This is a genomic window from Porphyromonas sp. COT-290 OH3588 (assembly GCF_000769075.1).
GTDB lineage: Bacteria > Bacteroidota > Bacteroidia > Bacteroidales > Porphyromonadaceae > Porphyromonas.
On the sequence record NZ_JRFC01000026.1, the window covers coordinates 1 to 14,315 of the forward strand.

Here is a 14,315-nt window from a genome sequence, read left to right on the forward strand (position 1 = left end):
TGTTCGGTTGGTTTAGTTGCCATGTCGATACAGTTAATTACATATTAAAGATAGTAATAATCAGAGATATATACAACGTTTCTAACCGAAAAGAGGCAGAATGCCATGCAACGGTCTCAATTTGGAGAATAAGGTGCAGAAGGGCTTTTTCTCTGATTGGTTTGCTTGTCCCAAATAAGGAATAATTCGTTTGCAAACCTTAACAGAAAAGATTAAAACTTAGTTTATCGCTCGTTAGTAATGAGAGAAGTATGAAACTTCGGCGCAATGTGGTATCTTTGGGTTCGCAAGACGAAGAAATTATCAACCCCTAATTATATAGTACAGTATTCATGAACCTAAAAACTCTCTATGCCGTACTGCTGGGCTCGACTATGTCGGTAGCCTCGCTTTCGGCACAGCGTATTCATCAGACGCTGGAGAAGGACTGGCGCTTTACTCGTGCCGATGATCCCGCCTCTATGCGTCTAGATTTCAATGATCGTAAGTGGGAGAGCGTCCGTGTACCTCACGACTGGGCAATTTATGGTCCATTCAGCTTCGACAATGACAAGCAACACCTCGCTATTACCCAAGATGGCCAGAAGGAGGCCATGGAGCATGCGGGGCGTACGGGAGGTCTACCCTTCGTTGGGGTGGGCTGGTACCGACGTAGCTTGGAGCTGCCCAATGACTTGTCGGGCAAGCGTGTCAAGCTCATTTTCGATGGAGCGATGAGTCAGGCTCGTGTCTATGTCAATGGCCAAGAAGTAGGCTACTGGCCTTATGGATACAATTCTTTCTATTTCGATATTACCCCCTATGTACATGCTGGAGGTAAGAACGTAGTGGCTGTTCGCCTTGAGAATAAGCACGAGAGTAGCCGTTGGTATCCGGGGGCAGGGCTGTATCGCAATGTGCATCTTGAGATTACCAACGATATACATATTGCACACTGGGGTAACCAAGTGCAGACGCCGATCATTGAGGAGGAGTATGCTCGTGTAGAGGTACGTACTGTGGTACGCAACCTCTCAACCCTTGGTCAAGGCGAGATTGATGTGATTACCTCACTGATAGATCCGTCGGGGCGTGTCGTCTACAAGACTGGCGCATCTGGCTACTTCAGCCAGCACAATAGGGACTCGGTCTATCGTGGTCATCTGATTGCCCCCAAGCCTAAGCTGTGGGATATCAAACAGCCACACCTATATAAGTACGCCATAGAGCTACGTCAGGGGGATAAACTCCTCGATAGTGATACGACTACTTTTGGTATTCGCTCCATCAAGATGGTGCAGAATGAGGGTTTTTACCTCAATGGTCGCAAGGTTAAGTTCCAAGGGGTCTGCCTGCATCACGACCAAGGCCCTCTGGGCGCTGTGGTTAATGAGGCGTCCTACCGCAGGCAGATACGCATCATGCAGGATATGGGCGTTAATGCAATCCGCACGAGCCACAACATGCCTGCACCTGAGTTCGTTCGCCTATGTGACGAAATGGGTATGATGGTCATGGCTGAGAGCTTCGATAGCTGGCGCATACCCAAGGTCCCCAACGGATACAACCTGTACTGGGACGACTGGTATGAGAAGGATTTGGTCAATCTGCTCCATCAGTTCCGTAACAGCCCCTCGGTAGTCATGTGGTGTATCGGTAACGAAGTGAGTGAGCAGTGGCACCCCGATGGCTCTAAGCGTGCCTATACGCTACAGAATATCTGCCATAGAGAAGACCCAACTCGTCCAGTAACCAATGGTATGGATAGTCCTCTATCGGTAATCAAGAATGGTATGGCTGCCGTCATGGAGGTGCCGGGCTTTAACTATCGTCCACATCTGTACGACACGGCGCATCGTGTACTCCCACAGGGCTTCATTCTCGGTAGCGAAACAGCCTCTACACTCAGCTCTCGTGGGGTGTATAAATTCCCCGTGGAGCGGAAAAGTATGGCCAAGTATCCCGATCACCAAGCCTCTAGCTACGATGTGGAGCACTGCGGCTGGAGCAACCTGCCAGAGGACGATTGGATACGTCATGATGACCTACCATGGGCCATGGGTGAGTTTATCTGGACGGGCTTCGACTACATCGGCGAGCCAACACCCTACTATAGCGATTGGCCCAGCCACAGCTCTCTATTCGGAGCCGTAGACCTAGCGGGTATCCCCAAGGATCGCTTCTATCTCTATCGCAGCCATTGGAATAAGGAGGCCTCTACACTACACATACTCCCTCACTGGACATGGCCGGGTCGTGAAGGACAGGTAACTCCGATCTTTGTCTACACCAGCTACCCAGAGGCAGAGCTATTCATCAATGGCAAGAGCCAAGGTAAGCTCAAGAAAGATCCGAGCATTGGCATTGATGCGACTGAGAATGATGAGGACAAGAAGAACTTCACACGCCAGAAGCGCTATCGTCTGATGTGGCTAAATACGAAGTATGAGCCGGGTGTGGTACAGGTCGTGGCATACGGCAAGGACGGTCGCTCGGCAGAGATTAAGGAGATCCGCACTGCTGGCAAGCCCGATAGACTGGAACTCGTGGTCGATCGCAGAGAGATCAAGGCTGATGGTAAGGATATTGCCTTCGTGACGGTTCGCCTCGTGGATAAGGACGGTAACCTTATCCCCAATGATCAGCGCTTGATTAACTTCAAGGTCAAGGGAGCTGGTCGATTTAGAGCAGCAGCCTCTGGCAATCCAGCTTCTCTCGACTTATTCCACGAGCCACAGCATCACCTCTTCTCGGGTATGCTTACCGCTCTTGTTGAGAGTGGAGAGCGTGCCGGAGAGATTACCTTCACGGCATCGGCCAAGGGTGTGAAGTCTGCGAGCATCACCATTCGCACCAAGTAGCCTACCTAGGGTTACTTGAGTCCTAATTCGTAATTATTTAGTAGTTTTGAAGTCTACCTCGGGGGCGTCCCCAAGGTGGACTTCATCGTTATTATGAATGCTCGTAAGACGCTCTATACTCTAGCTGGGCTACTACCTCTCGTCTATGTGCTCGGTGCACTATCGGCTTGTGGAGATCAACGGGACCTATTCCCTATACCACAGGCACGAGATGGGTATAGCTATTCTCTCTCGGCAGACACCATACAGATGGACACGCTGCCCTCTCTACATCTGTCCTCGACCTACAATCTACGTATTTATAATCCGAGTAAGCAGACCATTCGGCTCAAACGTATCGCCCTTAGAGGAGGACAGGAGCGAGGTTATCAGATGAATGTAGATGGCCGAGCAGGTACCAGCTTCGGTAATCTAGAGATTGCCCCTCGAGATAGTGTTTTTGTTTTTGTGCGTGCCTTGCTCCCAGAGGGCTCTTCAGATCTGCCGACCGAGGTCAAGGACTCCATTATGATAGAGGAACAGACGGGTAGAGAGCGCTATATCCCTATTATCGCCGTTAGACTAAACGTGGAGCGGCTACAAGTGCTCCATATTACTGCAGACACTGAGCTTGCTTCACCACGGGCTCTGCTTATAGAGGATAGCATTGTAGTCGAGCCCGGAGTCAGACTTCTTATTAAGCCTCCAGCTCGAGTCTTGATGTCGTCGGACGCATATATGAGGATTAATGGCCGCTTGGAGGTCAAAGCTAGTGCAGATCAACCAGTACGTATCGGTAGCCTGCGTTGGGATCAGTTTTTGCCACGTATTCCCTACACACGAGTTGCTGGGCAATGGGGAGGCATTATTTTGGGTTCGTCTGCTACGGCAGACCTAGAGGGACTTCATTTGACCAATAGTAAGTGGGGGATTTATATGCAGGAGCGAGAGAGTGCCAACGATGAGACTGTATTAAGGCTCGACCACTGTCGTCTTCATAATATCAGCGGAGTAGGTATTAGTGCCAATAGAGGACTACACAAGATCCATGATAGTGAGATCTCCAACACACTCGCCTCGTGCCTCTCTCTCTCTGGTGGTCGGTATGAGATAGAGCGGTCAAGCATCATCAATTATTACCCATGGCCCGGTATTCGTGCTGGTGCAGCTATTGTTTATCGAAATGCAGTCGATCGAGACCGTATCGTCAAGGGCATTTCAGGTAGTGCCCTGTATCTGCGGCACTGCGTTGTAGATGGTTCTATGCGTTTAGCGACGAAGGCTGATAAGTCCGCCACGGGAGGAGAGCTAGACATCTCTCTAGTAGCTCCGGTGAAGCAGGAGCAGGTTATACTGCGGGAGAGCTATCTGCGCTCCATCGACTACAGCTCAAGAGAGGGGTGTAGGGTCGAGCAAATCATTTATACAGACCCCAAGATGCAGCCCGATAGTCTGTATATGTCCTTGGGCGTAGATGCACAGAAGCGTAGGGACTATTTTTTCGATTTTCGTCCTCGGTCTAGAGCTCCTTTTGTGCATCAGAGCCAAGATAACCAAGGATACACAGACCTAGATGGCAGATCTAGATCTACGCCCATGACCTATGGGGCTTATGAGTATCAGCCCAAATCATAGATTGGAAGGGTAAAAGCTACTATGTGATGGATTCGTACAACCTGACAATTATTTGGCTGATTGTAGTCTTCTACTTCGTCACAGTACTTGGAGTAGTGGGTACGGTTTTGAGCGAAAATCGCAACCCACTCAAAGCCTCGGCTTGGGTCTTGATTGTCGTCTTCATTCCCCTAATCGGACTACTGGCTTATGTGCTTTTTGGGCAAGATCAGCGCAGGCTGTATAGGTTAAGTAAGCGCTTCTATCGGCGATTGATGCGAGCGCCCTATCAGCTTTCGGTTCCCAGATACCTAACTACTACAGAAACCATGCTCGAGGATAAGCACAAGCTAATTAGTCTGCTTGAGCACTCGGGTGATGCACCACTCTTGGAGCTACGTAGTAGTGAGATATTCGCATGGGGAGAGCAGATGTATGCACGTATGTTCGAGGATATACGCCAAGCGGAGGAACACATTCATCTGCAAGCCTACATATTTGATGCCGACGATCTTTTTGATCGCCTAGAGGCACTGCTTATAGAGCGTGCAGAGGCTGGCGTAGAGGTACGTATTATCTATGATTTCCTTGGCTCGTACGATGTGCCAGAGGCTAGGTGGAAGCAGATGAAGGCGCACGGGATACAGATTTATCCGTTTATGCGTGTGGCTATTCCGCTACTATCTAGTACGGTGAATTATCGCAATCACCGCAAGGTCGCTGTCATTGATGGACGTATTGGCTATGTCGGAGGAATGAATTTTGCTCAACGCTATCTTACGGGCAACCATTTGGGTAAGTGGAGAGATACCCATTTTCGTTTAGAGGGGGCGGCTGTCGGAGCTTTGCAGAGTGCTTTCTTACTAGACTGGTATAGTGTGTCTAGGCGTGTGCTCAATATGGAGCGCTACTATGGGCACTACGAGAGTCTTAGTCTGCAGCCTCATAGGTGTATTCAACTTGTGCTTGGAGGGCCTATCAGCAAGTGGCCTACCATAGAGCAGGCCTTTATCTCCATGATACATCATGCTAGGGAGCAGATCCGCATTCAAACGCCCTATTTCCTGCCCACCGATGGGCTCAATAGTGCGCTTATTACAGCAGCACTCTCGGGTATTAGAGTAGAGTTGATGCTCCCTATTCGTACAGACTCTCGGGCTGCTACGTATGCTACGGCATCTTATCTCGCCGATCTGCTCGAGGCAGGAGTTAGGATATATCAATACGAAGGGGGATTTCTACACTCCAAGCTCATGATGGTCGATGGCGAGATCTCGGCGATTGGTTCGGCCAATATGGACTTCCGGAGTTTGGAGCACAACTTCGAGATCACAGGTATTGCCTATGACAGACAGCTGACTCTAGAGCTGGAGCAGCTATTCGAGCAAGACAAGCAGAGTTGTAGGATCTTGGATAGAGAAGTTTGGGCGTCTAGAGGTGCTAGGCGTAAGGTGCAGGAGTCTGTTATGAGGCTCTTTGCTCCTCTACTTTAGAGGAGAAGCTAAAGTAAAGTTAGAATCTAAAGCAAATGGAGAAAATAGTCAGCCTGATGGCTATGGCTAGACCTAGCATCATGACCTCGCTACGGCGGTTGATACGTATCGCAACGTCTAGGTCTTCATGTGTGATCTCTCGATCATGTTCCCCGATAAATGGTTTGTCTACCGTCTGGCCAAAGTAATCGTGAGGGCCACCGAAGCGGCAGTCTAGAATGCCTGCTAGAGCAGCCTCTGGATAGCCAGAGTTGGGGCTGAGATGCTTGCGTCCGTTGCGCCAGACGAAGCCAACAAGATCTAGGCGGCCTGCTACGATGAGCATGCACAGAGCCGTTAGCCTAGCTGGAATATAATTGACTAGGTCGTCTAGTTTGGCGGAGAAATAGCCATAGTCGGCATAGCGCTCGTTCTTGTAGCCCACCATGGAGTCTTGTGTGTTGATCATTTTGTATGCGACCATGCCGGGAAGGTCGAGTAGCGCCCACCAGAATAAGGGAGCAGTGACGCCATCACTGAGGTTCTCACTCAAGGTCTCTAGTGCCGCAGTACGTACCTCCTGCTCGCTTAGGCTCTGTGTATTTCGCCCAACGATTCGGCCAACTTGCTCTCTCCCTCTCGCTAGAGAAGTCTGCAGGGCCTCAAAGACTAGCTCAACCTCCCGGACGAGTGTTGTCCCCGAGAGCATCAGGAAAGAGATCAGGCTCGTACAAATGAAGTAAAGGGCCCAAATCCATAGAACCTCTTGAGTACTATCTATAAAGAAACCTAGCGGATGTATGAGTTCAACCAGAATTTGTGCGACAGAGAAAGTGGCTAGGACTAGTCCGCCATTGTAGACGGCTCCTTTTAGCCGTTTATTAGCTCCCTTATTCAATCGATGCTCTCCCCAAGCTATAGCATTGCCCATGCCGACGATTGGGTGCCACCTCGTAGGGTCGGCATACCAGCGGTCTAGTATATAGCCATGTATTATAGCCAAAGCTACCAAGCAGTATAAGCTACTCTTTAGACCAGAAGATAGCGACGGGTTGATTAGGATTGCTAGAACAGCTAATCCGATAGCGGCTAAGGTGCCCAAAAGGCAAGTAAGCAGAAGATGTAGAGAGTATCTCATATCAGACTTAGAAAGTCATTAGGATTGACGACAGCCGATGCACAGGAAGCCCCATAACATTATAGAAAGATCCCTCAATTGATTGGATTGCTCTATAGCCAATCCACTCTTGTATGCCATATGCTCCTGCCTTGTCTAGAGGGCGATAATGCTCGATGTAGTAATCTATATCTTCTGTAGTAAGATGTGCGAACCTTACTAGTGTTGTACAAGAGAAACGTTCGCATCGCTCCTGTGTCTGCACGCAAACACCCGTGATAACTCGGTGTTCCTGTCCACTTAGCTTATGGAGCATACTTTTGGCTTCGGATAGATCTTGGGGCTTGCCCAGCACTTCATCGCCTAGTAGCACGATTGTATCCGCCGTAATGAGGAGTGTGTTACGATTCATGCGAGGACTATACGCACCCGCTTTTTGCACAGCGAGATACTCGGGGATTGCTTCTAGAGCCAATTGATCTGGGTAGCTCTCGTCTAGGTCGGCCATAGCATCTTGCCTGAAGGTAATATCCAGTCCTCCTAATAGCTCCACACGACGAGGAGATTGTGACCCCAAGATGATGTCATACTTATTCAGATTTTCCCACATACTACTTGGTAAATGAATCTTTAATTGGATATTACCAGCCGAACCCCTCTCCGAGATCCCACTGATCGTTGGCCTTGAGCGTTTGTTCTATTACATCACGTACCACGCCATATCCGCCATCACATAGGGAGATATAGCGAGCCACTTGCTTGACTTCTGGAGCTGCATCGGCTGGAGCGCAGGGTAAAGCCACTAGGCGCATGATCTCAATGTCGGGGATGTCGTCGCCAATATAAACCATTTGCTGGCGAGTAATGCCGGAGAGTTGCTCTAGCTCCTCTAGCTTCTCCACCTTATCCTTGGCGCGCATATAGATATATTGGACGCCTAATTGCTCGAAGCGCATACGCATCGCATCACTTTGTCCGCCAGAGATGACCGCGATTGTATAGCCTCGCTTGACTGCGTACTGCATAGCATATCCGTCTTTTACATTAACGGTACGCATCGGCATCCCCGATATGTCTACGGGGCTGACTGTGGCACTCACCACACCGTCCATATCAAGGACGAATGCTTTGACTTTTTTTAGGTCAAAAGGAATACTGCTCATCTTTGTCTATTAATCGTTAGCTGCATTTTTGAGGTACATCTGTCCGATACTTTGGCTCAGCATTTGGTATAGCTTAGCCAGATTGGGGTTTACTTCGGAGAGCATCGTTTGGTGTTTGAGCATTGTGGTTTCATCTCCTCTTTTGGCAGGGCCAGTCTGCGCCTCTCGAGCTGTCATTACTTTGACTTTGGCTGCGGTTTCTTCTATCAAAGGCAGCAGGGCTTTAGGCTCAAGACTATGCCTAAGCATCCAATCCTCCGACAAGGTAAAAAGATGATTGACGAAGTTGCATGCTAGTACAGCTGCTAGGTGTATCTGTTGCCTCTGCTCACTACTCGCTTCGTAAACCACGGAAGAGAGAACGGAAGCCAAATGCTCCACTCGCTTCTTAACGAATTCGTTGGCTCCCTCTATGTAGATTGGTAGACTGGACCAGTCCAACCTCCGCTCCTTGCTGAAGGTCTGTAGTGGGTAGAGAACGCCAGAGGCTGTATGGTAGGGCAACATAGTGGATAGAGGAACGCTCCCAGCCGTATGGAGCCAGATGCCAGAAGTGGGTGGCATATCTCTCCATACAGCAGGGAGAGCTGAGTCTGATATAGTGAAAATGTAGTAGTCGGCATCTAGAACGATCTCGCTGGTCTGATCTATAGCTTCAGGCTGAGAGTCCATTGCATCGGCCATCTCACGAGCTTTCTCTAGACGACGACCGTAGATCTGTATGAGTACGAAATCCTCTGTTTGGTCTAGGCGTTTGGCCAGATGATAGGCGACGTTGCCCGTGCCCAAGAGGACGACCTTGAGTTTACGCTCCATAAATGCCCAATAGCTTTTATTCCTTATCCTCCCTAGGTATTTGATATTTACCCAAATGTATCTTTTCCCACTTGAGACTCTCTGTTGGGCGTTCGGGGGCATCGCCATTTACATAGCCCAAGCCCAAAACAGCCAAAACTTCTAACTGATAAGGTATGTCTAGTATCTTGCGAACATACTCGGCTGCATCTTGACCGCTAGGAGTAACCTTACCATGGATATCTCCCCAGCAAGACCCGATGCCAAGCTCCCAAGCTTGCAGCTGCATATAGCCAATGGCTAGACTAGCATCGGCAAGCCACTGCTGACACTCCATCGGTGATCCAAGTACTACAACAGCGAGAGGCACATCTTTGAGAAAGGCGATACCTTTCTCTCTGGCATGGCTCAAAGCTTCTAGAGTATTCTTGTCTTCAACCAATACGAATTGAGTGGTATGCCGATTCATCGAAGAGGGAGCTCGTAGCCCAGCTTCCATAATTACCTGTACTTGCTCTGGGCTCAGAGCGCGATCTGGGTGGTATATGCGGATGCTTCGGCGAGTGCGAATCGCATCCATTACCTTGATTTCTTTTTCCATAATTGAAGTTTTATATTAAAAAATTATTGTTTGCGTTGTTCGCCGTATAGTATGAGAGATAGTATTCTATTTTGACGTACGAGATAGACGACCAAGAGTGTCGGGATAAGTACGGCGAGAGATCCGAGTGTGACTACTACTATTTCCCAAGTCAGAGCTCTTATTTTACTCGTAATGCTAAGAATATACTCAGATACATGTGGCATTGAGAAAAGAAAGAAGTAGTGGGTCAAGTAGATAGGTAAGCTCGCTTGTCCTAGTAGTTTGAGAGCTCTGTATATGGGATGACTGAGAGCATCATACTTTTGGATAGCTGTATGAACCGTTCCATACACGAATATCAGCCCTGCAATAGACATCGGATAACCCTTCCATGGTTTGTAGCCATTGTATTCGATGTACAGGAGAGCCATGAATAATAGGAAGCTCAATGCTACCACTAATGGCCGTCTGATAAAATCCTCTAACCAATAAAATCTTCCTACAAAGTACCCGAAGAGTAGATAGGGATATAACCAGTTGATATGCCTCCAGCTGAGAGTATTATATATCTCGGGAGATGATTTTGTTAGTAATGTATCGATTACGATGACTATCCCTATGCTAATGGTAGCCAAATAAAAACTTCGATATGGCTTGTCCTCTGCTCGCATTATTATTACCGTCCATCTGAAAAAGAAAAATGGTATGAACATCAAAAATAGAGAAAAGGTAAACCAGTAGCCTCCGTGGTAAAGGCTAAAAAGCATTTGTTCGGTACTAATCTCGGCAGTGAGTGCGTAGAAATAAGGTATAATGATTAGTGGTAGTAGTAACTGAATAGATTTTTTCGTCCAGTACTTAATGACTTTCTCACCCGTGAATTGTATTGGACGAGCCGAAAGGATCCCAGAGAGCATCACAAATAGAGGCATATGGATGCTGCAAATCATACTAAAGATAGGGGAGCGAGCATAGTCAAGCCCGAAAATGAAGATATGCCCCATGATAACAAGGAGAATGGCAATCCCCTTGAGGATGTCTACGTGTGGGAGGTAAGTGTTGTGCTGCATATACAATTGTTATTTTACTATGCCTCTTGAGTGTCTTCCGTTGCTTCAAAAGTCGGAATACGGAAGTGGAAGAGGACCGCAAGTATTCGTAGCCCAAGTACTGCTGCGGCTGAAATGAACTGGATAATGGGTACGGACAATCCAGTCCAAGTCATCAAGGCGACATAGATAGCTCCACCGAAGAAACAAGCTAGGGCGTAGAAATCTTTGCGGAAAATAAGAGGCACCTCGTTGATGAGAATATCGCGAATGAGTCCACCAAACGAACCCGTTATTGTCCCCATCACGATGCCGACCCACCATGGGAAGCCCGCCTCGAAAGTCTTGGCAATACCCACGACCACGAATAGCCCTAGCCCGACAGAGTCGAAAAAGAATAGTGAGTGATTGGCACGGACAACCTGCTTACGTAGAGCAATAGTGAAGAATAGAGCAAGCCCCGTAATGATTAGGTAAGAAGGTTGGAGGAGCCAAAAAGGAGGCACGTTAATCATGATATCTCTAAGTGTTCCTCCGCCTACGGCTGTTACCATACCTACAACGTAGGCACCAAACCAGTCAAAGCCCTTGGAAGCGGCCAATCGAATGCCACTGATAGCAAATGCAAACGTCCCGAGGTAATCGCACCATGCGACGAAGTCGTTCATGTTCGCTATTTGGTTAATATCCATTGCAGTGATGCCTGATGATTAGTACCATTCATTTTGGTTGGGGAAAGTGCTGTCCTTAACGGCATCTACATACTCGCCAATAGCCGATGTGACGGCTTCCCCAAGGAGAGCAAATCGCCTTAGGAACTTGGGGCTAAAGCCTTCGTCTAATCCTAGCATATCTTGTAGCACCAAAACTTGACCATCTACGTCTACACCAGCCCCGATGCCGATTACAGGTATTTCTAGCCTATCTGCTACTTGCTTGCCTAGTACAGCTGGGATCTTCTCCAGCACCAATGCACAGCAACCTAGGCGCTCTAGTGTTTCTGCCTCCTCTAGTAGCTTGTGGGCGGCGGCATCTTCTTTGGCTTGCAGGTTGTAGCCCCCGAACTGATGTACTGATTGAGGCGTTAGCCCAAGGTGACCAACTACGGGAATACCAGCCTGCACAATAAGTCGAATAGCCTCATAGACGGCGGAGCCTCCCTCGAGTTTGACAGCATCGGCTCCCGTTTCTTTCATAATACGCACCGCAGATTGTACCGCCTCTATTGGGCTAGTCTGATAGGAGCCAAAGGGCATATCTACCACGACCATGGCACGCTTTACCCCTCGCACGACCGATGCCCCGTGGTAGATCATCTGATCCAGTGTAATCGGGAGCGTTGTGCTGTGACCAGCCATGACGTTAGCAGCAGAGTCGCCAACCAAGATCATATCTATACCCGAGGCATCGACCAGCTTGGCCATTGTATAGTCGTAGGCGGTGAGCATAGCGATGCGCTCTCCCGCTTGTTTCATTGCTATCAGGCGGCGTGTGGTTACTTTCTTGCCGTCTGCTTGATGTTTAGACATTGATGATGTATCTAATATGCAATAGCCCTAGGGCGGGATATGCCGACCTAGGACTATTGGGTGATTTGATTATTCTTTAGACCCTAAGCTCGTTACTCCCACTCGATTGTGCTGGGTGGTTTAGAGGATATATCATAGACAACACGATTGATGCCACGTACCTTATTGATGATTTCGTTCGATACCTTGGCGAGGAAGTCGTAAGGCAGATGCGCCCAGTCTGCACTCATAGCATCGGTAGAGGTCACTGCACGTAAGGCGACTGTGTACTCGTAGGTGCGCTCATCTCCCATAACGCCGACACTCTTGATTGGCAGTAGGATTGCTCCAGCCTGCCAAACATCGTCGTAGAGTCCCCACTCACGTAGCATGGACATGTAGATGTCGTCTGCATTTTGTAGGATTTCTATCTTATCCTCGGTAAGCTCTCCAATGATCCGGATACCAAGACCGGGGCCGGGGAATGGCTGACGTTTGATCAAGTGAGGTTGCATACCTAGCTCAAGCCCTACACGGCGTACTTCGTCTTTGAAGAGCAAGCGCAGAGGCTCTACCAGTTTGAGGTTCATGCGCTCGGGTAGCCCTCCTACATTATGGTGGCTTTTGATGACTGTACCCGTGATGCTGAGCGACTCAATCACGTCGGGGTAAATAGTGCCCTGACCAAGCCATTTGATATCCTTGAGTTTTTTGGCTTCTGCATCGAAGACATCAATGAAGCCTTTGCCAATGATTTTGCGCTTCTGCTCGGGATCTGTAACCCCCTTGAGGGCAGATAGGAATTGCTCCTTGGCATTTACCCCGATTACGTTTAGCCCCAGATGCTCATAGTCCTTGAGGACGTTCTCAAACTCATTCTTGCGTAGCAATCCGTGATCGACGAAGATGCAAGTCAGGTTCTTGCCGATCGCTCTATGTAGTAGCACAGCTGTCACAGATGAGTCTACACCTCCGGAGAGGGCTAGGATTACCTTCTCATCTCCTAGCGTTTGTTTCAACTGGGATACAGTACTCTCGATAAAAGAGGCAGGCGACCAGTTGCCTTTGATGCCCGTTACATTGAGGAAGTTCTCCAGAATACGCATGCCTTGCTCGCTGTGGAAAGCCTCTGGGTGAAACTGTACACCCCAAGTTTGCTCCCCATCTACTCGAAAAGCTGCCGCAGCTACATCTTCTGTACTTGCGATAATGCGGAAGTTGTCAGGTAGGGTGGTGATTGTATCTCCGTGAGACATCCACACAATGCCCCCCTGCTCTACACCCTCCATGAGCGGATCATGAGCATGCTTGATATCTAGGTGTGCACGGCCATACTCCCGACTATTGCAGGGCTCCACCTTGCCTCCAGTTTGGTGTACTAGGCTCTGGGCTCCATAGCAAATACCCATTAGAGGCAGATGACCACGAAGCGCCGAAAGCTCTGTACGGAAAGCCTCTGGATCGTACACAGAATACGGGCTACCCGATAGGATAATCCCTGCGATACCGTCTAGGCTCTCTGGGAGTTTGTTGTAGGGGACAATCTCGCAGTAGGTGTTCAGCTCTCTGAGGCGTCGGCCGATAAGCTGAGTCGTTTGCGAACCGAAGTCAAGGATCAGGATCTTTTTTTGCATGAATGATACGTTGTAAGTCTTATGTTATCTGTACACAAAGGTACACATTTTCTTGCGCTCTATCCATGGATAGGGGCTCAACTCTGCACTCTACGAAACCTCTGCTAGTAGCTCTGTGGCTGTACATCTCAGTATAGGGTGTATTTGCTCGGGAGCTATCTGGCTTAGTGGCTCTAGGACGAAGCGACGTTTGTGCATCTGTGGGTGCGGAAGGGTGAGTCGATCGCTATGCAGTACGAGATCGTCGTAGAGTAGTATGTCGATGTCGATCGGGCGGTCTTGGTATGCGCCATTGTGGCTTTTCTCCCTCCGCCCTAGCTCTCTCTCTAGCTGCTGAGTGCGGTCTAGAAGCTCTGTAGGGCTAAGCTCTGTTTCGAGCTCTACCACAGCATTGAGAAACAATGAAGACGAGACGAAACCCCATGGCTCCGTCTCGATCATTGATGAGGTCTGTATGATCTGCCCCACATCTCGGCTGAGGCAGCCGATAGCTTGCTCCAGAAGCTCACGTCTATTGCCTTGATTGCTTCCAAGAGAGAGGAAGATGCGATGCTCCATACC

General features: G+C 49.0%; 14 protein-coding genes. 4 read left to right on the forward strand and 10 right to left on the reverse strand.

The features are described 5' to 3' along the window. The 4 genes from HQ48_RS09515 to cls all read left to right on the forward strand — a co-directional run. A partial coding sequence (locus HQ48_RS09515; RefSeq protein ID WP_235300208.1) for a hypothetical protein occupies nt 1-185 on the forward strand: 185 nt, incomplete at its 5' end. 147 nt (nt 186-332) lie between these two features. Next, entirely contained in the window at nt 333-2,840 is a 2,508-nt protein-coding gene (locus HQ48_RS06655) for a glycoside hydrolase family 2 TIM barrel-domain containing protein (RefSeq protein WP_044232616.1), read from the forward strand. Between the two features lie 93 nt (nt 2,841-2,933). Beyond that, a complete protein-coding gene (locus HQ48_RS09065; RefSeq protein WP_052409009.1) occupies nt 2,934-4,454 on the forward strand; it encodes a right-handed parallel beta-helix repeat-containing protein in 1,521 nt (506 codons plus the stop codon). Between the two features lie 26 nt (nt 4,455-4,480). Continuing rightward, nucleotides 4,481-5,926: a cardiolipin synthase gene (cls, locus tag HQ48_RS06665; protein WP_052409010.1), complete on the forward strand. Its 1,446-nt coding sequence runs from the start codon at nt 4,481-4,483 to the stop codon at nt 5,924-5,926. A gap of 19 nt (nt 5,927-5,945) precedes the next feature. On the opposite strand, the gene cbiB is transcribed toward cls, so the two are convergent. From cbiB to folK, 10 genes are all read right to left on the reverse strand, one after another. Then, nucleotides 5,946-6,908 (reverse strand): adenosylcobinamide-phosphate synthase CbiB, encoded by a 963-nt coding sequence (gene cbiB / locus HQ48_RS06670; protein WP_369794303.1) that lies wholly within the window; start codon nt 6,906-6,908, stop codon nt 5,946-5,948. 142 nt (nt 6,909-7,050) lie between these two features. Continuing rightward, the gene (locus tag HQ48_RS06675; RefSeq protein ID WP_044232623.1) at nt 7,051-7,632 is read right to left on the reverse strand and encodes a Maf family nucleotide pyrophosphatase; all 582 of its coding nucleotides are present in this window, start codon (nt 7,630-7,632) and stop codon (nt 7,051-7,053) included. Between the two features lie 31 nt (nt 7,633-7,663). Then, a complete protein-coding gene (locus HQ48_RS06680) occupies nt 7,664-8,185 on the reverse strand; it encodes an HAD family hydrolase (RefSeq protein ID WP_044190505.1) in 522 nt (173 codons plus the stop codon). A 9-nt stretch (nt 8,186-8,194) separates the two neighbouring features. Next, nucleotides 8,195-9,001, reverse strand: a complete 807-nt coding sequence (locus tag HQ48_RS06685; RefSeq protein WP_044232625.1) for a Rossmann-like and DUF2520 domain-containing protein — start codon at nt 8,999-9,001, stop codon at nt 8,195-8,197. Nucleotides 9,002-9,017: 16 nt separating this feature from the next. Continuing rightward, nucleotides 9,018-9,581, reverse strand: a complete 564-nt coding sequence (locus HQ48_RS06690; protein ID WP_081969752.1) for a nitroreductase family protein — start codon at nt 9,579-9,581, stop codon at nt 9,018-9,020. A 23-nt stretch (nt 9,582-9,604) separates the two neighbouring features. Further along, a complete protein-coding gene (locus HQ48_RS06695) occupies nt 9,605-10,633 on the reverse strand; it encodes an acyltransferase family protein (protein WP_044232628.1) in 1,029 nt (342 codons plus the stop codon). A 17-nt stretch (nt 10,634-10,650) separates the two neighbouring features. Next, a complete protein-coding gene (locus HQ48_RS06700) occupies nt 10,651-11,280 on the reverse strand; it encodes a trimeric intracellular cation channel family protein (RefSeq protein ID WP_044232631.1) in 630 nt (209 codons plus the stop codon). Between the two features lie 42 nt (nt 11,281-11,322). After that, a complete protein-coding gene (gene panB, locus HQ48_RS06705; RefSeq protein ID WP_044232633.1) occupies nt 11,323-12,141 on the reverse strand; it encodes a 3-methyl-2-oxobutanoate hydroxymethyltransferase in 819 nt (272 codons plus the stop codon). Between the two features lie 92 nt (nt 12,142-12,233). Beyond that, entirely contained in the window at nt 12,234-13,754 is a 1,521-nt protein-coding gene (gene guaA, locus HQ48_RS06710; RefSeq protein ID WP_044232636.1) for a glutamine-hydrolyzing GMP synthase, read from the reverse strand. A 90-nt stretch (nt 13,755-13,844) separates the two neighbouring features. Continuing rightward, on the reverse strand, nt 13,845-14,312 hold the full coding sequence (gene folK / locus HQ48_RS06715) for a 2-amino-4-hydroxy-6-hydroxymethyldihydropteridine diphosphokinase (protein WP_044190516.1): 468 nt from the start codon (nt 14,310-14,312) through the stop codon (nt 13,845-13,847). Nucleotides 14,313-14,315: the final 3 nt, after the last annotated feature.

What these genes read in the sequence shown, in the direction of transcription:
- HQ48_RS06690 (WP_081969752.1), bottom strand. Translation starts at nt 9,581, where the DNA reads ATGGAAAAAGAAATCAAGGTAATGGATGCGATTCGCACTCGCCGAAGC.
- cls (WP_052409010.1), top strand. Translation starts at nt 4,481, where the DNA reads ATGGATTCGTACAACCTGACAATTATTTGGCTGATTGTAGTCTTCTAC.
- HQ48_RS06695 (WP_044232628.1), bottom strand. Translation starts at nt 10,633, where the DNA reads ATGCAGCACAACACTTACCTCCCACACGTAGACATCCTCAAGGGGATT.
- panB (WP_044232633.1), bottom strand. Translation starts at nt 12,141, where the DNA reads ATGTCTAAACATCAAGCAGACGGCAAGAAAGTAACCACACGCCGCCTG.
- HQ48_RS09065 (WP_052409009.1), top strand. Translation starts at nt 2,934, where the DNA reads ATGAATGCTCGTAAGACGCTCTATACTCTAGCTGGGCTACTACCTCTC.
- guaA (WP_044232636.1), bottom strand. Translation starts at nt 13,754, where the DNA reads ATGCAAAAAAAGATCCTGATCCTTGACTTCGGTTCGCAAACGACTCAG.
- HQ48_RS06655 (WP_044232616.1), top strand. Translation starts at nt 333, where the DNA reads ATGAACCTAAAAACTCTCTATGCCGTACTGCTGGGCTCGACTATGTCG.
- HQ48_RS06680 (WP_044190505.1), bottom strand. Translation starts at nt 8,185, where the DNA reads ATGAGCAGTATTCCTTTTGACCTAAAAAAAGTCAAAGCATTCGTCCTT.
- HQ48_RS06685 (WP_044232625.1), bottom strand. Translation starts at nt 9,001, where the DNA reads ATGGAGCGTAAACTCAAGGTCGTCCTCTTGGGCACGGGCAACGTCGCC.
- folK (WP_044190516.1), bottom strand. Translation starts at nt 14,312, where the DNA reads ATGGAGCATCGCATCTTCCTCTCTCTTGGAAGCAATCAAGGCAATAGA.
- HQ48_RS06675 (WP_044232623.1), bottom strand. Translation starts at nt 7,632, where the DNA reads ATGTGGGAAAATCTGAATAAGTATGACATCATCTTGGGGTCACAATCT.
- HQ48_RS06700 (WP_044232631.1), bottom strand. Translation starts at nt 11,280, where the DNA reads ATGAACGACTTCGTCGCATGGTGCGATTACCTCGGGACGTTTGCATTT.